This window comes from Bradyrhizobium sp. 2TAF24, assembly GCF_052115025.1.
Lineage (GTDB): Bacteria > Pseudomonadota > Alphaproteobacteria > Rhizobiales > Xanthobacteraceae > Bradyrhizobium_A.
Genome location: NZ_JBFRFW010000014.1, coordinates 63,655 through 84,966, shown reverse-complemented (window position 1 = coordinate 84,966; position 21,312 = coordinate 63,655). Strand labels below are relative to the sequence as shown.

23 protein-coding genes and 1 tRNA gene are annotated in these 21,312 nt (G+C 64.5%); 7 read left to right on the top strand and 17 right to left on the bottom strand.

Annotation, left to right across the window (positions count from 1 at the left end; genetic code table 11):
- Position 1 precedes the first annotated feature (1 nt).
- Positions 2 to 1,651: an acyl-CoA synthetase gene (locus tag AB4Z37_RS22115; protein WP_441518897.1), complete on the top strand. Its 1,650-nt coding sequence runs from the start codon at positions 2 to 4 to the stop codon at positions 1,649 to 1,651.
- 168 nt (positions 1,652 to 1,819) lie between these two features.
- Here AB4Z37_RS22115 and AB4Z37_RS22110 read toward each other — a convergent pair whose 3' ends face one another.
- From AB4Z37_RS22110 to AB4Z37_RS22085, 6 genes are all read right to left on the bottom strand, one after another.
- Positions 1,820 to 2,626 carry an MBL fold metallo-hydrolase gene (locus tag AB4Z37_RS22110; protein WP_441518896.1) on the bottom strand — a complete coding sequence of 269 codons (807 nt, stop codon included), beginning with the start codon at positions 2,624 to 2,626 and terminating at the stop codon, positions 1,820 to 1,822.
- Positions 2,623 to 3,405 carry a TatD family hydrolase gene (locus AB4Z37_RS22105; RefSeq protein WP_441518895.1) on the bottom strand — a complete coding sequence of 261 codons (783 nt, stop codon included), beginning with the start codon at positions 3,403 to 3,405 and terminating at the stop codon, positions 2,623 to 2,625. Before AB4Z37_RS22105 ends, AB4Z37_RS22110 begins: the two co-directional genes overlap by 4 nt.
- Positions 3,405 to 4,979 carry a methionine--tRNA ligase gene (gene metG, locus AB4Z37_RS22100; RefSeq protein ID WP_441518894.1) on the bottom strand — a complete coding sequence of 525 codons (1,575 nt, stop codon included), beginning with the start codon at positions 4,977 to 4,979 and terminating at the stop codon, positions 3,405 to 3,407. Before metG ends, AB4Z37_RS22105 begins: the two co-directional genes overlap by 1 nt.
- A 70-nt stretch (positions 4,980 to 5,049) precedes the next feature.
- The gene (locus tag AB4Z37_RS22095) at positions 5,050 to 6,090 is read right to left on the bottom strand and encodes a DNA polymerase III subunit delta' (RefSeq protein ID WP_441518893.1); all 1,041 of its coding nucleotides are present in this window, start codon (positions 6,088 to 6,090) and stop codon (positions 5,050 to 5,052) included.
- 7 nt (positions 6,091 to 6,097) lie between these two features.
- Positions 6,098 to 6,793 (bottom strand): dTMP kinase, encoded by a 696-nt coding sequence (tmk, locus tag AB4Z37_RS22090; protein ID WP_441518892.1) that lies wholly within the window; start codon positions 6,791 to 6,793, stop codon positions 6,098 to 6,100.
- A gap of 2 nt (positions 6,794 to 6,795) precedes the next feature.
- Positions 6,796 to 7,950: a D-alanyl-D-alanine carboxypeptidase family protein gene (locus tag AB4Z37_RS22085; RefSeq protein WP_441518987.1), complete on the bottom strand. Its 1,155-nt coding sequence runs from the start codon at positions 7,948 to 7,950 to the stop codon at positions 6,796 to 6,798.
- A 290-nt stretch (positions 7,951 to 8,240) separates the two neighbouring features.
- Between AB4Z37_RS22085 and AB4Z37_RS22080 the strand changes: the two genes are divergently transcribed.
- Positions 8,241 to 9,188, top strand: coding sequence for an alpha/beta fold hydrolase (locus AB4Z37_RS22080; protein ID WP_441518891.1), 948 nt, complete (start codon positions 8,241 to 8,243; stop codon positions 9,186 to 9,188).
- Positions 9,189 to 9,202: 14 nt separating this feature from the next.
- Here the strand turns inward: AB4Z37_RS22080 and AB4Z37_RS22075 are convergent, their stop codons facing one another.
- The 4 genes from AB4Z37_RS22075 to AB4Z37_RS22060 all read right to left on the bottom strand — a co-directional run bounded on the left by AB4Z37_RS22075 (position 9,203) and on the right by AB4Z37_RS22060 (position 12,068).
- The gene (locus AB4Z37_RS22075) at positions 9,203 to 10,162 is read right to left on the bottom strand and encodes a septal ring lytic transglycosylase RlpA family protein (protein ID WP_441518890.1); all 960 of its coding nucleotides are present in this window, start codon (positions 10,160 to 10,162) and stop codon (positions 9,203 to 9,205) included.
- A 230-nt stretch (positions 10,163 to 10,392) separates the two neighbouring features.
- Positions 10,393 to 11,079 (bottom strand): metallophosphoesterase, encoded by a 687-nt coding sequence (locus AB4Z37_RS22070; RefSeq protein ID WP_441518889.1) that lies wholly within the window; start codon positions 11,077 to 11,079, stop codon positions 10,393 to 10,395.
- A 183-nt stretch (positions 11,080 to 11,262) separates the two neighbouring features.
- Positions 11,263 to 11,775 carry a hypothetical protein gene (locus AB4Z37_RS22065; protein WP_441518888.1) on the bottom strand — a complete coding sequence of 171 codons (513 nt, stop codon included), beginning with the start codon at positions 11,773 to 11,775 and terminating at the stop codon, positions 11,263 to 11,265.
- A complete protein-coding gene (locus AB4Z37_RS22060) occupies positions 11,748 to 12,068 on the bottom strand; it encodes a hypothetical protein (RefSeq protein WP_441518887.1) in 321 nt (106 codons plus the stop codon). Before AB4Z37_RS22060 ends, AB4Z37_RS22065 begins: the two co-directional genes overlap by 28 nt.
- A 192-nt stretch (positions 12,069 to 12,260) precedes the next feature.
- Between AB4Z37_RS22060 and AB4Z37_RS22055 the strand changes: the two genes are divergently transcribed.
- The 3 genes from AB4Z37_RS22055 to AB4Z37_RS22045 all read left to right on the top strand — a co-directional run bounded on the left by AB4Z37_RS22055 (position 12,261) and on the right by AB4Z37_RS22045 (position 14,243).
- Positions 12,261 to 12,983 carry a helix-turn-helix domain-containing protein gene (locus tag AB4Z37_RS22055; protein WP_441518886.1) on the top strand — a complete coding sequence of 241 codons (723 nt, stop codon included), beginning with the start codon at positions 12,261 to 12,263 and terminating at the stop codon, positions 12,981 to 12,983.
- A 110-nt stretch (positions 12,984 to 13,093) separates the two neighbouring features.
- Positions 13,094 to 13,549 (top strand): DMT family transporter, encoded by a 456-nt coding sequence (locus AB4Z37_RS22050; RefSeq protein WP_441518885.1) that lies wholly within the window; start codon positions 13,094 to 13,096, stop codon positions 13,547 to 13,549.
- A gap of 181 nt (positions 13,550 to 13,730) precedes the next feature.
- The gene (locus tag AB4Z37_RS22045) at positions 13,731 to 14,243 is read left to right on the top strand and encodes a hypothetical protein (RefSeq protein WP_441518884.1); all 513 of its coding nucleotides are present in this window, start codon (positions 13,731 to 13,733) and stop codon (positions 14,241 to 14,243) included.
- Positions 14,244 to 14,263: 20 nt separating this feature from the next.
- On the opposite strand, the gene AB4Z37_RS22040 is transcribed toward AB4Z37_RS22045, so the two are convergent.
- Complete coding sequence (locus tag AB4Z37_RS22040) at positions 14,264 to 15,016, bottom strand: hypothetical protein (protein WP_441518883.1); 753 nt, start codon at positions 15,014 to 15,016, stop codon at positions 14,264 to 14,266.
- A 308-nt stretch (positions 15,017 to 15,324) separates the two neighbouring features.
- Here AB4Z37_RS22040 and AB4Z37_RS22035 point away from each other — a divergent pair, with 308 nt between their 5' ends.
- Positions 15,325 to 15,804 carry a hypothetical protein gene (locus AB4Z37_RS22035; protein ID WP_441518882.1) on the top strand — a complete coding sequence of 160 codons (480 nt, stop codon included), beginning with the start codon at positions 15,325 to 15,327 and terminating at the stop codon, positions 15,802 to 15,804.
- Between the two features lie 480 nt (positions 15,805 to 16,284).
- Here AB4Z37_RS22035 and AB4Z37_RS22030 read toward each other — a convergent pair.
- From AB4Z37_RS22030 to AB4Z37_RS22005, 6 genes are all read right to left on the bottom strand, one after another.
- Positions 16,285 to 16,374: transfer RNA gene (locus AB4Z37_RS22030), tRNA-Ser, on the bottom strand.
- 123 nt (positions 16,375 to 16,497) lie between these two features.
- The gene (locus AB4Z37_RS22025; RefSeq protein WP_441518881.1) at positions 16,498 to 17,673 is read right to left on the bottom strand and encodes an ABC transporter substrate-binding protein; all 1,176 of its coding nucleotides are present in this window, start codon (positions 17,671 to 17,673) and stop codon (positions 16,498 to 16,500) included.
- A gap of 279 nt (positions 17,674 to 17,952) precedes the next feature.
- Positions 17,953 to 18,690: a helix-turn-helix transcriptional regulator gene (locus tag AB4Z37_RS22020; protein WP_441518880.1), complete on the bottom strand. Its 738-nt coding sequence runs from the start codon at positions 18,688 to 18,690 to the stop codon at positions 17,953 to 17,955.
- Positions 18,691 to 18,808: 118 nt separating this feature from the next.
- On the bottom strand, positions 18,809 to 19,210 hold the full coding sequence (locus AB4Z37_RS22015) for a hypothetical protein (protein ID WP_441518879.1): 402 nt from the start codon (positions 19,208 to 19,210) through the stop codon (positions 18,809 to 18,811).
- A complete protein-coding gene (locus tag AB4Z37_RS22010) occupies positions 19,179 to 19,586 on the bottom strand; it encodes a (R)-mandelonitrile lyase (protein ID WP_441518878.1) in 408 nt (135 codons plus the stop codon). Before AB4Z37_RS22010 ends, AB4Z37_RS22015 begins: the two co-directional genes overlap by 32 nt.
- 96 nt (positions 19,587 to 19,682) lie before the next feature.
- Entirely contained in the window at positions 19,683 to 20,387 is a 705-nt protein-coding gene (locus AB4Z37_RS22005) for a ribonuclease activity regulator RraA (RefSeq protein WP_441518877.1), read from the bottom strand.
- Between the two features lie 142 nt (positions 20,388 to 20,529).
- Here AB4Z37_RS22005 and AB4Z37_RS22000 point away from each other — a divergent pair, with 142 nt between their 5' ends.
- On the top strand, positions 20,530 to 21,300 hold the full coding sequence (locus AB4Z37_RS22000; protein ID WP_441518876.1) for a LamB/YcsF family protein: 771 nt from the start codon (positions 20,530 to 20,532) through the stop codon (positions 21,298 to 21,300).
- Positions 21,301 to 21,312 lie beyond the last annotated feature (12 nt).

Genomic DNA, 21,312 nt, shown 5'->3' with positions numbered 1-21,312 from the left:
GATGAGCGGTTCCCAGGGACAGTACAGCATTGGGCTCGACAAGACGCCGGCCAACTACGTGCCATTGTCGCCGCTGAGCTTCCTGGCGCGCTCGGCTGCGGTCTATCCCCACCTCACCAGCGCCGTCTATGAGGATCGCCGCTTCACCTGGGCCGAGACCTACGAGCGCTGCCGCCGCGTAGCGTCATTCCTGGCTCGGCGCGGGATCGTCCGCGGCGACACGGTGGCGACCATGCTGCCGAACATCCCGGCGATGAACGAGCTGCACTTCGCGGTTCCCATGGCCGACGCCGTGCTCAACACCCTCAACACCCGCCTCGACGCCGCCGCACTGGCTTTCATGCTCGACCATGGCGGCGCCAAGATCGTGTTCGTCGACCCCGAATTCAGTGGCGTGATCGCCGAGGCGCTGGGCCTGATGAAAGGGCCCAAGCCGCTGGTGGTGGATGTCGACGATGCCGCCTTCGCCGGCGGCCGGCGCATCGGCGAGATCGAGTACGAGGCGGCGGTCGCGTCCGGCGACCCGGACCACGTCTGGGCCCACCCCCAGGACGAATGGGACGCCATCGCGCTCAGCTATACGTCGGGCACCACCGGCGACCCCAAAGGCGTGGTCACCCATCACCGCGGCGCCTACCTGAATGCGGTCAGCAACGTGCTGGCGGCCAATCTCGGCCAGCATCCGGTCTATCTCTGGACGCTGCCGATGTTCCACTGCAACGGCTGGTGCTTCCCCTGGACCATCGCGGCCACCGCGGGCGTCAATGTATGCCTGCGAAGGGTCGATCCGACCAAGATCTTCCAACTGATCCACTGCCACGCCGTCACCCACATGAGCGGCGCCCCGATCGTCTACAACACCCTGATCAACGCCCCCGACGCCCCCAAGGGGACGGCGGCTCATCCAGTGGTCGGCCTGATCGCCGGCGCCGCGCCGCCGGTCGCGGTGCTGGCCGGCGCGGAAAGCATCGGCATCCGCCTGACCCATGTGTACGGCCTCACCGAGGTCTATGGCCCAGCCTCCGTCTGCGCTGAGCAGGCCGGCTGGGACGACCTGTCGATCGAGCAGCGCGCCCAGCTCAAGCGCCGGCAGGGGGTGCCCTACCCGCTGCAGGAGGCGGTCACCGTGCTCGATCCGGAGACTATGCAGGTGGTGCCGCGCGACGGCGAGACCATCGGCGAGGTCATGTTCCGCGGCAACATCGTGATGAAGGGCTACCTCAAGAACGAGAAAGCGACCACAGCCGCATTTGCCGGCGGCTGGTTCCACACCGGCGACCTTGGTGTGCTCGATCAGGACGGCTATGTCATCATCAAGGACCGTTCCAAGGACATCATCATCTCCGGTGGTGAGAACATTTCGTCGGTCGAGGTCGAGGACGTGCTCTACAAGCACCCGGCGGTGCTGTTCGCCGCCGTCGTCGCCAAGCCGGACGGCAAATGGGGCGAAGTGCCCTGCGCCTTTGTCGAGCTGAAGGCCGGCGCGTCGGCGACCGAAGCCGACATCATCGCCTATTGCCGCGAGCACCTGCCCGGCTTCAAGACGCCGAAGGCAGTGGTGTTCGGCGAGCTGCCGAAGACCTCGACCGGCAAGATCCAGAAATTCGTGCTGCGCAACCAGGTGGGATCGGCGGCGGCAATCACGGCGTAGGCTCCGAGCCCACTTCAACATTCTCAGTCATTCCGGGGCGTCGCGCAGCGACGGACCCGGAATCTCACCCATGAACGTTGACATCGAGATTCCGGATCGCCGCGGAGCCTGTCATCGGGCCGCGCTTCGCGCGGACCCGTCGGCGGCGTCCGGAATGACGCGGAGGGTCTATTCCGCGCGATCGAGCGTCAGCTGCATGCCGTCATAGCCCGCGATCACACCATCGGGCAGTTCGCCGCTGACCACGTCGTAGTCGAGATCCGAGTGCATGTTGGTGATCACGGCGCGGCGCGGCTTGAAACGCGCGATCCAGTCGAGCGCATCGTCAAGACTGAAGTGGCTGGGGTGCGGCGCGTAGCGCAGGCCGTCGACGATCCACAGATCGAGGTTTTCCAGCGCGCTCCAGCTCTCGCGCGGGATATCGTTGAGATCCGGCGAATAGGCCGCATTGCCGATGCGGTAGCCCAGCGCCGGGATATTGCCATGCTGGACCAGGAATGCGGTCAGCGCAAGATCGCCGCCCTTCCCTGAAATGATCCGGGTCTCGCCCGCCTCGATCGCATGGTTGGTCAATATCGGCGGGTAATCGCTGCCGGGCGGCGCCACGAAGCAGTAGGAGAACCGCAGCAGGATGTGCTCTGCGGTCGCTTGGTTGAGGTACACCGGAATGCGCGCGCGCTGGTGCAGCACCACGGAGCGAAGATCGTCGATGCCGTGGGTCTGGTCGGCATGCTCATGGGTGAGAAACACGGCATCGAGATGATCGACGCGCGATGCGATGAGCTGCTCGCGCAGGTCGGGCGAGGTGTCGATCAGAACCCGCGTGATGCCGTCACTGCCCTTGCGCTCCGCAAGCAGCGAGCAACGCAGGCGGCGGTTCTTCGGGTTGTCGGGGTTGCAGGCGCCCCAGCCGAGCGCCGGGCGTGGCACCCCGGCCGACGAGCCGCAGCCGAGAATGGTCAGGGTCGTGGTCATGCGGGCCGCGGCACCTTGCTGAACAGGGTGAAGAAGTTATCCGTGGTCTGCCGGGCGATCTCGTCCAGCGTCACGCCACGCGTGTCCGCCAGCACCTTCGCGGTCTCGACCACGAACGATGGCTCGTTGCGCTTGCCGCGGAACTTGCCGGGGGCAAGATACGGCGCGTCGGTCTCGACCATGATGCGATCGGCCGGCAGCTCGGCAGCGAGGTCGCGCAGCGCCTGCGAGTTCCTGAAGGTCAGGATGCCGGTGAAGGAGATCGACAGCCCGAGAGCGATCGCCTTCATGGCGAGCTCGCGGCCGCCGGTGTAGCAGTGCAGCACCGCACGGAACGGCCCCTTGGCCATTTCCTCGTCGAGGATGCGGCCGCAATCATCGTCGGCCTCGCGGGTATGGATCACCAGCGGCAGGCCGGTGGCACGCGCCGCCGCGATATGAGCGCGGAAACCGCGCTCCTGCGCGGCGCGCGAGCCGTGCTCGTAGAAATAGTCGAGCCCGGCCTCGCCCAGCGCCACCACCTTCGGATGCGCGGTCAGCGCGATCAGCTCCTCGGCGGTGATGCCGTCTTCCTCATCGGCCTGGTGGGGATGGGTGCCGACCGAGCAGTAGACGTTAGGAAAACGTGCGGTGATATCGAGCAGCGCCTGCAGGCGCCGCACCCGCGTCGAAATGGTGACGATACGGCCGACACCGGCCGCTTCCGCGCGGCCGACGATGCCGTCGAGATCCTCGGCAAAGTCCGGGAAATCGAGATGGCAGTGACTGTCGACCAGCATCACGCCTTGCCCGCCTCGGTCGGCTCGACATAGCGCGGGAACACCGGCGCGGGCGGCGGCAGCGTCGCCCCCGGCGCGATGCGGCCGCCCGCGCCCAAGGTTGCGAACGCCCGCTTCTCCGGCGCGAGGCCGAGAATGTCGAGCAGCTTCGCGGCAGACGCCGGGATGAACGGCTGTGCCAGGATCGCCACCTGCCGGATCACCTCGGCGGTGACATAGAGCACGGTCGCCTGCCGCGCCGGATCGGTCTTGGCCAGCGCCCACGGCGCCTCGCCCGCGAAATAGCGGTTGGCTTCCGCGACCACGGCCCAGATCGCGTTGAGCGCCTGGTGGATCTGCTGGGTCGCCATCGCGGTGCGCGTGAGCTCGGCCATGCCGTCAGCCTGCGCCAGGATCGCCTTGTCGGTGTCGGTGTAGGCGCCCGGCGCCGGCAGCACGCCACCATATTGCTTGCCCAGCATCGACAGCGAGCGTTGCGCCAGATTGCCGAGATCGTTGGCGAGGTCGGCGTTGGTGCGCGCGACGATCGCCTCGTGGCTGTAGCTGCCGTCCTGGCCGAACGACACCTCGCGCAGCAGGAAGTAGCGCAGCTGATCGACGCCGTAGCGTTCGGCGAGCTCGAACGGATCGACGACGTTGCCGGTCGACTTCGACATCTTCTCGCCGCGGTTCAGCACGAAGCCGTGGGCATAGACGCGCTTCTGCACGGGAATGCCCGCCGACATCAGGAACGCCGGCCAGTACACCGCATGGAAGCGGATGATGTCCTTGCCGATGATATGGACGTCCGCCGGCCAGAACCGCCAGTTCTTGTCACTCTCGTCGGGGAAGCCGACGCCGGTGATGTAGTTGGTCAGCGCGTCGACCCAGACATACATCACGTGCTCGGGATCACCGGGCACCGGCACGCCCCAGTCGAAGGTGGTGCGCGAGACCGACAGGTCCTTGAGGCCGCTCTTGACGAAACTCAGCACCTCGTTGCGGCGCGAGTCCGGGCCGATGAAATCGGGCTGGCTGTCATAGAGCGCCAGCAGCTTGTCCTGGTAGGCGGACAGGCGGAAGAAATAGCTCTTCTCCTCGACCCATTCGACCGGCGTGCCCTGCGGGCCGCGGCGCACATTGTCCTCGCCGACGACGGTTTCGTCCTCGGCGTAATAGGCCTCGTCGCGCACCGAGTACCAGCCTGCATAGCTGTCGAGGTAGATGTCGCCGGCCTTGACCATGCGCTCCCAGATCGCCTGGACGGAGCGGTGATGATCCGGCTCTGAGGTCCGGATGAAGCGATCGTAGGAGATGTTCAGAACCTGATCGAGGTCCCTGAGGCGGCCCGCGTTGCGGGTGGCCAGCTCGAGCGGCGTGATGCCTTCCCGCTGCGCGGTCTGGATCATCTTCAGGCCGTGCTCGTCGGTCCCGGTCAGGAAGAACACCTCCTTGCCGTCGAGCCGCTGGAAGCGCGCCAGCGCATCGGTCGCGATCGCCTCATAGGCATGGCCCATGTGCGGCGCGCCGTTCGGGTACACGATGGCCGTCGTGATGTAGAAGGTGGAACGGGACGAGTGAGCTGCATTCGCCATCGGTCGCGAAAGCCTTTCCTGGGAGGTCTTTAAAGTCGCCTGAATGTTGCGGCCACGGGGCCGGGACCCGTCAGCGCGTCACGTCGGCAAGAAGTCCGAACACCGAAAAAACCAGCGGTTTCCGTTCAAGATTGAAGGATTCGGTTTCACGCGCGGCGCGATTGATCTTTTCCCATACCTCCGCCAGCCGTGCAAGCCGCGGCAAATGCGCGTTGGCGTCCGCAACCCTGAGCCGCTCGCTCATCCAGCGATCGATGGTATCGACGAAGGTCGCGATTGCGGTGCGATCACTGCTGCCCAGCGCATCACCGAGCGCGTGCAATGCGCGGGGATCGACATGCGGCAGCGTCTGAAGCAGCGCCGCCGTGCGCTGGTGCAACCCGAGGGCGTCACCTGCAATCAGCGTCAGCGCGCGCGCCGCGCTGCCTTCGGCGGCCTCCGCCGCTGTCATCAGCGCATGGTCGTCGCGGTCGAGGCCGGTGCTGGCCGCAACCGCATCGGCGACCTGTTCGGCCGACAGCGGCCGCAGCGGCAGGCGGCGGCAGCGCGACTGGATGGTCGGCAGCACCCGCGCCGCCGCATGGCTGAGCAGCAGGAACAGCGCCCGCTCCGGCGGTTCCTCCAGCACCTTGAGCAGCGCGTTGGCGGCATTGGCGTTGAGCTCGTCGACGGTGTCGACGACGCAGACCCGCCAGCCCTCCGCCGCCGCAGTCGAGCCGAAGAAGCCGATGGTCTCTCGCGTCTCGTCCACCGTGATGACCGTGCGCATCACGCCTTTGTCGTTCGCCGAGCGATCGAGCGTCAGCAGCCCGCCATGGCTGCCCCCGGCGATCTGACGCGCCACCGGATGCTCCGCATCGACACGCAGGCTGTCCGCCATCTGCACCACCGCCGCGGACGGATCGGGATTGGCCAGCACGAAGCGCGCCATGCGGTAGGCCAGCGTCGCCTTGCCGATGCCCTGCGCGCCGCCGATCAGCCAGGCATGCGGGATGCGGCCGCTGCGATAGGCCGTGAGCAGCGTGCTCTCGGCCGCGGCGTGACCGAACAATGCGGTGGTTTCCCGCGGCAGTCGGACCTGCAATTGATCGTCGGTTGCCTTTGCGCTCATGACCTGCTCATGCCGAAGCGACCGTTCTCACCAGCGGCTTCAGTTCAGGAAAGCGCTGCTCGACCACCTCGCCGATCCGCGCGGCGACGGTGTCGGCATCCGCGTTGGCATCGATCAGCACGCAGCGCCGCGGATCATCGCCGGCGATCTGACGGTAGGCGTCCCGCAGCTTGTGATGAAAGGCCACACTCTCGCCCTCGAAACGATCGGGTGTGGCGTCGCCACGGCGTGCCGCGGCGCGCTGCAGCCCGATCTCGACGGGCAGGTCGAGCACCAGTGTCAGGTCGGGATGCAGCCCGCCGATGGTGACCCGTTCCAGCGCCTCGATCAGCGCCGGATCGACCTTGCCGAGGCTGCCCTGATAGGCGCGCGTCGAATCCGAGAAGCGGTCGCACAGCACCCAGACACCACGGGCGAGCGAAGGCTCGATCACGAGATGGACATGGTCGTCGCGCGCCGCCGCGAACAGCAGCGTCTCGGCCTCGGGGCCCAGCACCTTGCCGATGCCCGACAGCACGAGATGGCGCATGATCTCCGCGCCCGGCGACCCGCCCGGCTCGCGCGTCACCACCGCACGGACGTTGGCCGCGGCCAGCCGGTCGGCGAGCAGCTTGATCTGGGTCGACTTGCCGGCGCCCTCGCCGCCCTCGAAGGTGATGAAGCGCCCCCGCCCGGTTCCCGTCATTACGTTTGCCGCGGACATGGTCACAGCTTCCTGGTGCCGGAACGTATTAGGCCGATGACGAGCTCGCTGAGCCCGTCGAAGGCGCGCCGCATGGTCGAGCCGACGCCCACCGCCTCGGTGGTATAGAGCGGGGTCTCGACCGCGATGTTGCTGCCACGCCAGACCCGCACCACGCCGACCGGCTGGCCCGGCTCGACCGGTGCCTGCACCGGGCCCTGATAGACGATGCGTGCGATCAGCTTGTCGCCGCCGCTCTTCTGCACCATCAGGCTGACGGGTTCGCGGCTGGCAAGCCCGACACTGCCGCTGGCGCCGCCGAACACCTTGGCGTAGCCGACAAGATTTTGCGGCTCGAACAGCGTGCGCAGCTCGAAGGAGCGAAAGCCCCAGTCGAGCAGTTTCTTCGCTTCCGTCACCCGATCGTCCGGGTCATCGAGCCCATTGACCACGACGATCAGCCGCACGCCATCCTGAACGGCGGAGGTCACGGCACCATAGCCGCCGTCCTTGGTCGATCCGGCGATCAAACCGTCCGACCCCGCCATGGCGTTGAGCAGCGGATTGCGGTTCTGCTGGCGGATCTTGTTCCAGGTGAATTCGCGCTCGCCGTAGAGCTTGTAGTAATCCGGATAGGTCTGGATCACGTGGCGCGCGAGCTTGGCGATGTCGCGCACGCTCATCTTGTTGCCGGGGTCGGCCATCCCGGTGGCGTTGACAAAGCTCGACTGGGTCAGGCCGAGGTCCCGCGCCCGCTTGGTCAGCATAACGCCGAACTCACGCTCGTTGCCGGCGAGCCCTTCGGCCAGCACCATGGCGGAATCGTTGCCATTGTCGACGATCATGCCGCGCAGCAGGTCGTCGATGGCGATGCGGCTGTGGATCGCCGCGAACATGGTCGGCCCGCCCGCCGGCGCGCCGCCGCGGCGCCAGGCATTCTCGCTGACCACGTACTGGTCGGCGGCCTTGATATCTCCCTGGCGCAGTGCGTTGAACACGAACTCCGCCGTCATCAGCTTGAGCATGCTGGAAGGGGCCGTCGGCTGGTCGGCATTCTTCTCGAACAGCACGCTGCCGCTCCTGGCCTCGATCAGGATCGCAGTCGGCGCATCGATATCGAGGGCGAGGTCTTCCTTCTTCGGCGCGCCCTGCACGCTGTTGTTGGCGGCATGGGACAGCCCGGTGGCGGCGACACCGAGCAGCAGCACGACCGCGACCAGGGCCGCAGGCCAAGCCTTGGCAACGGCCACAGGCCAAGTCTTTGAAATGACGTTGAGAAAGCGACGTTGCAAGGTCGACCCGGGCAGCAATGTGATCACTCGCCTTCTATCAGTTGCCCCGCGCCCAAACAACGCCGCCCTGTTCCAATCACACACCTGAACAACAGCCGCGGCCTTGCCTCTCGACAACCAGCCTGATTGAACTTTCAACCGCAACAGAGTGCGCTCGTCAAAGAGGCAGAAAAGCGATGTCCTCATCCCGAACCCTCGCCGTCAACGGCCTCGAGATGTTCATCCGCGAAAACGGCAGCGGGCCGCTGGTGCTGCTCTGCCATGGCTGGCCGGAGCTGTCCTATTCCTGGCGGCATCAGCTGACGGCATTGGCTGACGCCGGCTTCCGTGCGGTGGCGCCGGACATGCGCGGTTTCGGCCGCACGTCGGCACCGGTCGAGATCGAGGCCTACACGATCTTCCACCTGGTCGGTGACATGGTGGCCCTGGTCGCCGCCCTGGGCGAGCGGCAGGCCACCATCATTGGCCATGATTGGGGGGCTCCGGTCGCCTGGCATGCCGCCCTGTTCCGGCCCGACATTTTCACCGCGGTCGGCGGCCTGTCCGTTCCGCCGCCCTGGCGCGGCCGCGGCCGGCCGCTCGAGACGCTGCGGAACGAAGGCATCGAGAATTTCTACTGGCAGTACTTCCAGCCGCCCGGCGTCGCCGAGCGCGAGTTCGAGCGCGACGTGAACTTCACCATGCACGCGGTGTTTTCGAAGGGCTTCTCCAGTGCCACGATGTCCCAGTTCCTGCAGCCCGGCTTCGGCTTCCTGGGGGATCCGGCGCTGCCCCGGCCGCTGCCACCCTGGCTCAGCGAAGCCGACCTCGTTCATTTCGTCGACAGCTACCGTCTCTCGGGCTTCCGGGGCGGCCTGAACTGGTATCGCAACATCGACCGCAACTGGGACCTGACCGCCCCCTGGCAGGGCGCCCAGATCCGTCAGCCGTCCCTGTTCATCGCCGGCGGCAACGACGAGGTGGTCACGGGCCTCATCGGCAGCAAGCGCGTCAAGGACTTGGAGAAGGTGCTGCCCGGCCTGCGCGGCAAGCTGATCATCGACGGTGCCGGACACTGGATCCAGCAGGAGCGCCCTGACGAGGTCAACGCAGCCTTGATCACGTTTCTCAAGGAAACGCGCTAACGCACTCGATCAAATCAATAAAGTCCGCGCCCTGACAGCAGGGTCGCAATGCCGTCCTGGCTGCCATTGGCCGGCGCGTAGGCCGCCACCGGACGGGTCGCCGGGGCCGAAGCGGCCGGCGCAGATGCGGGCTCGTAGGCGACCTCGCGTGGATTGTCGAGCGCGCGCCCCGCCGACCGACGGCTGCGTGACGCTGACATCTCCGAGGTCGCACTGACCGAAGCGACATCCTGGGTGGTGTTGCCGAGCGAATACGGCCGCTCGGCCGGCAGCGGCACCTCACCACGCACCGGCGCCGCCTGCCCCGCGGGCGGCAGTTCCGGCACAAACGGCTTGGCCGAGGCGATACGGACCGTGGACGGCGCAGGCGCCGGCTCGCCGGTCCGCAACGTCGCCTCGAGAATGCGATCGTCCGAGCCCTCCAGCGGGGCGCGGCCGACATACTCGACGCGCACCCGCGCAATGCCGGTTGAACGGAAGTCCAGCAGCCGGGCAGCATTGTGGGAGACGTCGATCACGCGGTTGCCGTGATAGGGGCCGCGGTCATTGACGCGGACCACCAGCGACTTGCCGTTACCAAGATTGGTGACACGCACATAACATGGCATCGGCAGAGTCGGATGAGCGGCCGTGAGCGAAGTCATATCAAACACTTCGCCATTGGCGGTCAGACGGCCGTGGAAGTCGTCGCCGTACCAGGAGGCCATGCCTTCGGCACGATAATTGGTATTTTCCTCGGGAACGTACTGTCGCCCGGCGACCGTGTAAGGCTTGCCGACCCGGTAAGCCCCGCCCCCCTTGGGCACAGCATCCCCGAATTCGACCACGCGCGGACTCGACGACACCCCGTATTTGGGATCGACCCGGCTCGACAGCTTGTTGGAGGCGGCGCAATTGGCCAGGACCACACAGGCGCCCGCTGCGGCTGCGAGCCGCGCGGCCTGACCAATCCGGTCTGCCTTCAGAATCCCCATCTTACCCCAACTACCTGACGTCCCGGCGGCAGGCCGAATCAGCCCGCAACCTTCCTGACCTGAATTCTACCCACGAACTCAAACCAGGACGTTACCCCCGCAAGGCCCGCGTGCACCCTTAAGTCCACACCGGGCTGTGACTATAACGCAGCGAGAACAAGGCAAAAATGGGGATACCCCCCGACTGGTAAACCGCTGGTTGCTTTCGGCCACCCGCGTGGCACGGCGTGTCAGGGCGGGAACGGCGGGCCTTTGACCTCGATCAGGTCGACCGGACCACCAGGACGATCCTCGTCGAACACCCCGACCACCAGGCGGCCGGTCGCCCAAGCCATGGTGTCGAGATTGGTCCGGCCGCCAAACAGCTTGGGACCATCGCGGCGCCGGTCATGGCCATGTACCACATGGCGCTCGCCATGGCCTCCGACCTCCCGATCCGGATACCGCTTCCACAGCAGCGTCTGCTCGGCGTGCCGCTCGAGGGGCCGTCCCGCCTCCACTCCGGCATGGACGAAAATCCGATGCCGATCGACATGCATGAGCTGCAAGCTCTCCAGCCAGCGGATGTGGGCTTCCGGGATCCGGCCATCGCCACCTGGCGGGTCGTACGACGCCAGCGCCATCTCGCCGCCCTTGGCAAGCCAGGCATCGCGCGTTTCCGGTCGGCGCAGCGCGTCGCGCATCAACGCGTCATGATTGCCCCTGAGGCACACCACGTCCCAGCCCGGCGGCGGTGCCACCTGCAGCGCCATCAGCGCCTCGATGACCTGCCGGCTGTCCGGCCCCTTGTCGACGTAATCGCCGAGGGTGATCAGCGTCAGCGGTGCCGCGCCGGCATGTGCCGTGACGGCCGCGATCGCAGCGACCAGGAGATCGTGCCGGCCGTGCAGGTCCGGAATGGCAAAGCTCAGGGGCATACGACTAGGCCTTGGATACAGCCGCGTCAGCGGAGCGATAGCTATCTTTCATGCCTTTGCTCCGCTGGGCGCCTATGACGACAAAGACCCGGTCGATCTGACTGAAACTTCATCAAGCAAAGCACGGCCTAAACGCCCCTGCTGCGATCATTGCAGCAAGACGCTTGCGACACATCACAAATGTTAGAATTCGCCCATCAGCCCGACGCGACCAACATGAGCCGACCCCGCGCCGTTGCCGTACGAGCCGGTGATGGCGATGGGGACATTGAAGTTCAGCCTGTGAGCGAAGCTAAAACCTCCGCCGACATCGCCGGCGAATGTTGCCGCATTGACGGCCCATGCGGTCTTGCCAGGCGCCGACGGCATCCAGATGTTTGCCATCGCCGCGGTAGCAGTGACGCCGTGTTGGGCCTGCAATGCGGTCCGCTGCAACGATTGATAGGCTGGAGATCCCATGAAGAAGTCAGCGCTTCGCACCCAGCCATCGGTCACGACGGTGCCGCCCCCGGACGGCAGAACATTGAGCTGCTGCAACCGCAGATAGGAATTGGAATAGTCGACCGGACCCTGGCTCGACGTCCCGTTATAATAATAGGGCCGCGGATACAGGGGGCCCGGCTCTACGTAGTCAGCAGCCCCCGCACTTCCAACCACACACGCCGCAATCAAGATCGAACCAACGAACCGGAACATAACGCATCCCCGCTTTGTTTAAGGCAGCCGAACTCGGCTGCGTGACGCGATGATTGAGCACCCATGGGCCACGCGCAACCATAAATTGCAAACAAGCCGTCTTCTCGCGTCACCGCAAACTCATCACTCGTCATAAAACATTCGACGCCGAGATGACGGCCGACTGCATCGGTTGCTGCAGTGGCCGGCAAGACGCCCGCCCGCGCCAATGGATCGACCGGCCAGAAGACCGGTGTCCCGTACCTGGCCGCGAGGTAGCGCAGGATCGCGCCGGTTTCCCACAGCGTAAGCAAGCGCAAGCTCGCCAACGCACCACATCAGGCCTGGACGTTGGATGAGGTCTTTCGTCCCCAGTTCGTCAACATATTCCATCTCTCCGATCGCACGCAGTGCTCGCGGCAGATCGCACGCGCTCCCGTGCTGATCAGCGGATGTTAAACCCGACAGCCCTTTACCGGACGGCTCCATCGTCTACGTTATGGAGGATGGAACGTCTTGTCCTTAGCGGCGATATACCGGCCACCTTCCCGCCTGAAGGCAAATGGAACTACTGGCGTCCGCCGACGGAAGGCATTGTCGAGCTCGGCACCCTGCACGGCCGCAACGTCGGGCTGCCGACACACTTCCACGACGAGAACCAGATCACATTCGTCCTGTCCGGCAGGCGCAGATTCCTCATCGAAGGCCGTGTCATCGATCTTGCCGCGGGCCAGGGCACGCTCATTCCTGCCGGCATTCCCCACAGCTCCGTTGTCGAACCCGCGGGCGTCGTCTGCCTGAACGCCTACGTCCCCGCGGGTCGCTATGCCGTGACCGCGATGATGATGGAGATCGCGCGCCTGTGGCGCAAAGCCGGCCAGGTTCACTGGAACGACCTCATGACGGTGATCCGTGAACACCGGCAAGACAAGCTTCCGGCGAACCTCGGAATGCCCGTTCGTTTCGATGGCCGCGAGCCCGTCAGCGAAATGGCGGCGCGCATGGGGATGAGCCGTGAGGGTTTCTCTCGCATGTTCGCCAGGCGCTGGGGCATGCCTCCTCATGCTTTCCGGCTCACCAGCAGGCTCAATCACGCGCGCAAGCTGCTACGTACCGGAGAGACCATCGCCGCCGTCGCCGCGGAGACCGGGTTCGCCGACCAGAGCCATTTCGGCCGCGGGTTCCGGCGGGCATTCGGTGTCACGCCCGGCCAATACCGCCTCGGCTGATCGGTCACAAACCTTCCAGACCGCTCGTTTCGCGCGCGCTACGGTCGGCACGAGACGGCAGTGATGATCGATCGCGGCAGCGCCTCATATCATTTGAACGAGGTGATGCCATGCCGGGAGCCTATGCCAACGTCGTGTTCTATCTGTTGGTCGTGGGCGCAGGCGTCAGCGTCGCGCTTCAGCAGGTTCTCAACACCAACCTGCGGATGGAATTGGGCTCGCCCTGGTGGGCGGGATTTGTCAGCTATTTCATCGGGACGATCGTCATGCTGGCGGCCGTGATGGCGTCCGGCCAGCCCTGGCTATCGGCTGCCATGGTTACACGGACATCCTGGATCTCCTGGGCCGGCGGCCTTTTCGGCGCGATCTTCATCGGCACCGCGATTTTGATGGTGCCACGCCTTGGTGCGGCGACAGTGCTTGCCCTGGTCGTCGTCGGCCAGATGATCGGATCGCTGGTTTTCGACCACTACGGCCTCCTCGGCATTCCGCAGCATTCTGCCAGCCCGTTGCGCTTCGCCGGCGCGGTCCTCCTCGTGCTCGGTGTGATGTTGATCCGTCGCTGATCCAGAAAGCTCCCCTCATTCGATTGAGTTCAACCTTCCGACATGAGTTAGCTTCTTGTGCTGTTCGCTGCCGGTCTTGTCGCGGGCGCGATGAATGCCTTGGCCGATGGCGAGTCGAGGGAACCTGCTCATAGCAGCGATTGCCGTCTTCCCGGTCTGGCGGCAAGTACGTCTGCAAGGAATGCAGACCGACATTCTCAAGAGTGAAGCATTTCGTCGGCGCGTTTCGACGCTGGGCAGAATGCGAGAGGATCTTGTGAACCAGACTAACCTCGTGCGGGAGCAGCTACAGTGGTACCCAGATCACATCAAGAATCTGAATTTCTGGGCGCATGAAGCAGCAGCACAAGTCGATAGTTTCATGGATTTTATATCCGGCCAGAAGGAGTTTCGCCTCGACGCGTTACGCGTTGCGGCGGCAAGAGCTGATCTGATCGAAAAGTTGACTAAGCTTTCTCGTGCGCTTTGGATTGTGAACTGGGATGCCTATCTGGATGGTGAGGACGCCCCAGACGAGGAGCAAGAAGTGAAGCTGCAGGCCGAGGCAAAGGCGGCAGAAGCGAACTCGGAGACTACCATCGACGCTGCGCTCCGAAGCGCAGGCGCTCTAAAGTCAGCAATCCTTGACGACATCAACCACACGCGATCGAAGCTACACGCTCTCAGCGAAAACCTCGTTTCACATGGTGAGTAGCTCTGAACTCCCCCGCTCCGTCATCTCAATGCATCGTGCGCCCTGACGGCTCGGTCTTCGCTCACGCTCAAGCTATCGGGCGAGCTGATGAACTGGAGGAAGGCTCGACCGAGCGTCGTAGACTTCTGGCTCATGATCGAGCCGCCGGACATCATGACCTTCGACGACTTCTCGATCAGTCGCTCGGCCTCGAGTTCCGCAACGATGACTTCGAGTAGGTCCTCGCGCTGACCGAACTCTGGCAAGCCAACCAGGAGCCCCGGCCAGAATGCGCCCATCGTCATACCCTTGGCCTGGGCCACCATGGCGGGCGATGCACCCGGGTTGTCCATAGCCTTCAGGACGTGAACGTGGGCCGTGGAGAACCTCCCGACGTAGCCCATGAACCGACCGCGCAAGACATCGTCGATAGCGATGCCAGCAGCAGTGTTCAGGACCACGTTTCGGAGAGCCTCAAGGCGCTCTTCCTCTTGTGCGCGCATCGCCTGATCCGTTGCCTCGTACACAATGCCTACGAATGCGGGGTTATCGCCGAGCGATCTAGGATCGAACCCTTCAAGGCGCTCGTGAAGCTCCTGAAGACCCTTACCAATCTTCCTGAACCACTCCTCTTGACGTCTCTTCAGCGGCTCTCCGATGGCACGTTCAAGTATTTCCTGCAGGGCGTCTCCGACGAAGGGGATGCCAGCGAGGGTGACCTTGGCCACCGAGTAGCCAAACCTGCCGCTCGCTTCTTCAGGGAAGTCGGGTAGTCGTTCGGGTGGCTCGGTCATGATCTGTCCTCGGCTCGCTTTGCCGCGCCATTCGACGGTACGGTCTGCGAGGACCAGCCATCGGACCGAGGCGCCCGACAGCCGTGTTCGGCGACAGGGTTTGAGGACAATTCGGCACCTGCGCCGACGCGAGAGCCCGCCAGGAGACCGAGGCGAATAGCGTGGCGCGCAAGAGCTGTTTCATAGCCATTATGAGCCTTCGGTCGGCTCACACCAGCAACGCACCAAAAGCCCGCCTCTTGCGTTCGGAGACGGGCTGAGAAACAATCGACCTATATTTCAGACGATGTTCGCTTAAGGATTATTGGATGTTCGCATCTGATCTAAGAAAACTTCTCAAATGGGTGACGATCATTGCATTCTTCTTGGTGGCGCCTGCGGCGGCTCTGCTATTGGCTGATTGGATTGTTCAGTCCATTGGAGGCGACAACCAAAACAACGATATGGTTCGTGACTTCCACACCCAATTGCCATCAATCCTGCTGGCATTCTATTGGGGCGGAATCGGCGCGATCGTCGCTTACATCTACGCCCGCACGCACAACAACGCAGCGTCTGAACCTCTTATCAATCAGATGGCCAAGTTGCTATTCGGCGGCCTTATGGGTGTCGCTGGTTCTTTCTTTTTTGAAATCGGCCGCGCTTATCAAGATCTTTTATCCCGGCATTCCGACCGACACGATCACCACAAAAGATATTTCATCTGGCTCGCTTATGATCATCGCGTTTCTGGGCGGGCTATTGGCCCCATATATTGTTCGCGGTGTAGAGAACCGGATTTCACGTGAAGCTGATAGTGAGGAGCGCACAGTGGGCAACAGCTCACCGCCCCTGCTGCCCCCCGGAGACAGTAAGGAAACCTAGTCGCGCGGGCCATGCCAGCGAGTGCAGGGCACGCTAGATTCTGGCGGCCACACCGGAGGCACCTGATAAGGCAGCCACGAACTGGGGCATCTCGGAGTAAAGCAGCGCGGGGTGATGCTGCACAACGCGCTTGGGCCGTCCGGGGAGCTTTTAACGGGGCTGTTTCGTGAGTTCGGCGGGGTTGCGGAAGCCGGCGCGACGATCAAGCAGATCATGTCGATCCTCGGCCACCTGACAGAGGATAAGGCTCCGCATCTATGTCAGGCAGGCGAAGCGCAAAGTGATGGCCGCCGGCATGGCGCTTTGGGAGAACGGCGCACTCCACGCGCGCCGCCGGTGAGCCGAACGAAAGTGGCAAACCGAATCGGCGAGACAGTGACTAACCGATTGATTTTTATGATGTCTGGCGGAAGGGGTGGGATTCGAACCCACGGTACCCTTGCGGGCACGCCGGTTTTCAAGACCGGTGCCTTAAACCACTCGGCCACCCTTCCTCGACGGTTGCTCATGAGGGAACGGCCGCCGAATTGCAAGTCATTTAAGGGCCGGGACGCGGCGCTTCGTCCTTGCCGTCCGGCGCCTTGCCGCGCCCGCCCCAATGTCATTCCCTCGGCGTTTCAGTTCTTCGGCAGCGGGTCGAGATGCGGACATCCGCCATCGGCGATGGGACGCATGATATCCTCCGCCTTGATTCTCGCCTTGACCGTCAGGAGGTCCCAGCCGGTCTTGACCTCCTTCGGCGCCTTGGCCTGCACCAGGAACATGTCGTTCATCAGCCGGCCATCGGCGCGGAGGCGGGCACCGGGCGCGAAGAAGTCGTCGACCGGCATCTCCTTCATCTTGCGCATCACCGTGAGACCATCGCTGTCGTTGGCGGCCTCGGCTGCGCGCAGATAGTGACGCACCGCGCTGTAGACGCCGGCTTGCGCCTGTGTCGGCATCTTGCCGCCATGCTTGGCCGCAAACCGCGTACCGAACGCGCGGCTGGCATCGTCGCGATCCCAGTAGTAGCCGGTGAGATATTGCACGCCCTGCATCGCCTCCGGTCCCAGCGCGTGCACCGAGGTCAGGTAGAAGATCAGGACGGCGAGCTTCTGGTCGTCCTCACCGATCTGGAATTCCCGCGCCTGCTTGATGCTGGTCACGGTGTCGCCGGACGCGTTGGCGAGCGCGATGATCTTTGCCCCGGACGATTTGGCCTGCAGCAGGAACGACGAGAAATCCATGGTACCGACAGGATGGCGCACGGCACCGACCACCTTGCCGCCCGATGCGGTCACGATCTTGGCGACCTCCGCCTGCATGGCATGGCCGAACGCGTAGTCGGCGGTGATGAAGAACCACGTGTCGCCGCCCTGCCGGACGATGGACTTGGCCATGCCTTGCGCCAGCGAATAGGTGTCGTAGAGCCACATCGCGCCGGTCGGCGCACAGGCCTTGCCGAAGACATCGGCGGTGGCCGAACCGACGTGAACGACGATCTTGCCGCGCTCGCGCGCCAGTTCCTGCACGCCAAGTGAAATTGCGGAATTGCCGATATCGAAGATCGCGGACACGCCCTGCTGATCGTAGAGGTTGCGAGCCAACGACACGCCGATATCGGTCTTGTTCTGATGATCCGGTGCCAGCAGCACGACAGGCTGGCCCCTCACCTTGCCGCCGGCATCGTCAATCGCGAGCTGGGCGGCGGCGACGCTGCCGACACCGCCGGCATCCGAGAACACCGAACTCTTGTCGTTGAGAACCGCAATGGTCAGGGGTTTGGTGATCGGCTCGGCCGATGTGCTCGCCACCCACCCGCCAAAGACGCACGCAATGGCCATTGCAACACGATTGAGCATTATTCCTCCCGCTCTTTTGTTCTGGCGGCGAGGCTAGCGGCCTGGCGATGGTCCTTGTCTTGCGTTTTCCGATTGCGCCCTGCGGTCGAGGCCGCGGGCCACCCGGCCCCCTGTGAAATTCTCCTTTTGTTCGGCCCTGTTCAGTCTCCCGAGACCGTCCTCGTGCCGCGTCGGCGACGCTCTCCGAAAACGCGACGCTTGCCGCACCGGAGCGGATATCAGGGCTGGCTTTTAGAGCTGGATCTCGCCCCGGCGCAGCGATTCGGCGACCGCCTGGGTCTTGGTATAGGCCTTCAGCTTGCGCATCGCGGAAGCCATGTGCTTGTTCACGGTGTCTGTGGAGATCGACAGGATGCAGCCAGTATCCCAGGCCGTCTTGCCGATCGCGGCCCAGGTCAGCACCTCGCGCTCGCGCGCCGACAAAACCGCCTGCGCGGCCTTTTCCTCGCTGCGCAGCCGCATCAGCTGGTTCATCGCATAGAGCGCAAGCAGCTCCATGGCGGCATTGGCGGACGGCGCGCCATCGACTTCGCGTCCCGCGAACGACACCGCCCCCTCATAACCATAGATGCCGTAGATCGGCACACAGTACCCCTGCCGCATGCCGTAGTCGCGCGATGCGATCTCCATCAGCCGCGTGGTCTGCAGAGTGTCGGACGACCACGAGACATCACGCCAGGCAAAAGCTCCGTACTGCTCACGCGTCTGAGCCGCGATCGGGTCATGCGGCAGCAGCCGTTCGTGCACGTACCGGCGAAACCAGTCCTCGGGCCAATGGCGCAGCAGCACCAACTGATCGAATTCCGACCGCGCCGCACTCGGCGCCGCCGCAATGACGAACATCTCGTAGCCATAAACCGCCGCCGCGGCTCTGATGCAGTCGACGAGCGTCGACGGCGTCCGAGTCAGCTCGAAACGCTCGATGGCAGCCAGGACATGATCGAAATGCGCAAAATGATGGCGAAGCATTCTCTTGTCCCCCCGAACAACAAGAATGACGACGCACAATTATGGCATGCCAGACCAGCCTTTGACAATTACGGTGACGCGCACCACCGACACGATCACGCTCCGGCGGCTGTGTCGCCTACCTGACGCAGTCGCCATGGCCGTCGATCAACGCCAGCAGCTTTTCACCCGTCGATGTCAGGATGCACATCTGCACTTCCTTCCCGGCCGGAACGGTTTTGGTGCAGGTGATCTGCGGTCGGACATCATATTTTGCCGTCGAGAACTGGCAGGTCGCGAGGCAGGAAGCGTCGTGGCCGAGCGAATTGGTCAGCATCACGCTCGCCGACACGCCGTCGGGCAGAACGGTACAGGAGAACGGCACCGGCTCCGCGTGCGCGGCGACCGCCGCCGTCATGCCCCCGGTCGCCATCAGAATCGCACGCACCCTGACTCCGGCCGCGACGTGAGCGAACGTCCGGTTTCGGACGAAGTTTGACAGGTTGAACCTAGCCCGCAGCTTCGCCGCGATATTCCGCATCCGTGACATGCTCCATCCAGGTCACATGGCTGCCGTCGAGCGATTCCTGCATCGCCAGGTGAACCATGCCGTTGGTTGGACTGGCGCCGTGCCAGTGCTTTTCATGGGGCGGAATCCAGACCGTGTCGCCGGGACGGATTTCCCGGATCGGGCCGCCCTTGGATTGCACAAGGCCAACGCCGGAGATCACATAGAGCGTCTGCCCGAGCGGGTGGGTGTGCCAGGCAGTGCGGGCGCCCGGTTCGAACGAGACGCGGGCCGCCACCAGATGTGCCGGCGCCGGTGTCGCGATCACCGGATCCTGCCACACGGTGCCGGTGAAGTAGTCCTTGGGCGGCCGTACCGAGGGGCGCGAGCCTGCGGGATGAATGTCCATGGTCGTCTTACCTGTTTGCGATGTCGTTGGATGCTGCCAAGTCAGTCTGGCCAAGTCAGTCTGGCCAAGTCAGTCCGGCAAAGTCAGTTCGGCAGGTCAGCCCGGCTTCTTGCTCGCGGCATAACGCGCCTTGGTCTCGGCATTCATCGGATAGAGACCGGGCAACACCGCGCCATTGTTCACCTCGTTGACGATCCACGCCTCCATGCGCTCCTGCTCGGGCCCTTCCGCCAGGACGTGATCAAGCAGCGCCTGCGGAATCAGCACCGCACCGTCCTGATCGACAACGATGATGTCGTCCGGAAACACCGCCACGCCGCCACAGGCGATCGGCTCGCCCCAGTTGACGAAGGTGAGGCCGGCCACCGAGGGCGGCGCCGCGGCGCCGTTGCACCACACCGGCAGGCCGGTGCCGAGAACGCCCGCGAGGTCGCGCATCACCCCATCGGTCACCAGTGCCGCAACATTCCGCTTCACCATGCGTGCGCACAGAATGTCCCCGAAGATGCCGGCATCGGTCACGCCCATCGCGTCGACAACCGCGATGCAGCCTTCCGGCATGGCTTCGATGGCGGTGCGGGTCGAGATCGGCGCCGACCACGACTCCGGGGTGGCGAGGTCCTCCCGGGCCGGTACGAACCGCAGGGTGAAAGCCGGGCCCACCAGCCGGGGCTGGTTCGGCCGCAGCGGTTTCGTGCCGCGCAGCCACACATTCCGCAGGCCCTTCTTCAGAAGGACGGTTGTGATGGTGGCGGTGGAGATGGTCTTCAAAATCTCGACGGACTGCGGCGTGAGCGGCATAAAGCGATAGGCTCCCTGACGAATGGCCTGATATCATTGCGCCGGAGGGCGGCCGGGCGTCAACCGGTTCTGCCCCTGAATTTCGGCGGGAGCACCCGCGCCACGGGCACCGACCCCGCCCTCACCCCGACATGAGCCTGACATGAGCATCGACCTGAATTGTGATCTCGGCGAGGGCTTCGGCGCCTGGTCCATGGGCAACGACGAGGCGATGCTCGGCCTTGCCACCAGCGCCAATGTCGCCTGCGGCTTCCATGGCGGCGACTCCGACATCATGCTGAAGACGGCACGGCTCGCGAAGGCCAGGGGCGTGAGCATCGGTGCCCATCCCGGCTATCGCGACCTGCATGGTTTCGGCCGTCGCCCGGTGCCCGGCCTCACGACCTCCGAGATCGAGACGCTGGTCGCCTACCAGGTCGGCGCCCTGCAGGCGGTAGCCGCGCTGGCCGGTCATGTGGTCAGCCATGTCAAGGCCCACGGCGCCCTGTCGAACGTCGGCTGCGTCGACGACACGACCGCCCGCGCGATCGCCTCAGCCATCAAGGCTGTGGACCGCCACCTGATCTTCGTGGTGCTGCCGAGCTCGGCGCTGGCGCGTGCGGGCGAGGCCGCCGGCCTGCGCACGGTCAGCGAGGTGTTCGCCGACCGCGCCTATGAAGATGATGCGACGCTGATGGTACGCAGCAAGCCGGGCGCCGTGCTGCATGACCCGGAGGTCATCGCGGCGCGCGTCGTGCGCATGGTCCAGGACCGCGCCATTGTCGCGGCATCAGGGAAGACCATTAAGGTGGACGTCGACACGGTCTGCATCCATGGCGACACGCCCGGCGCCGTCACGATCGCCCAACGCATTCGTCAGGCGCTGGATGCGGCAGGTATCGCGGTCGCTCCGTTCAGCCATCGTTTCGGCTGAGTCGCACCCGTT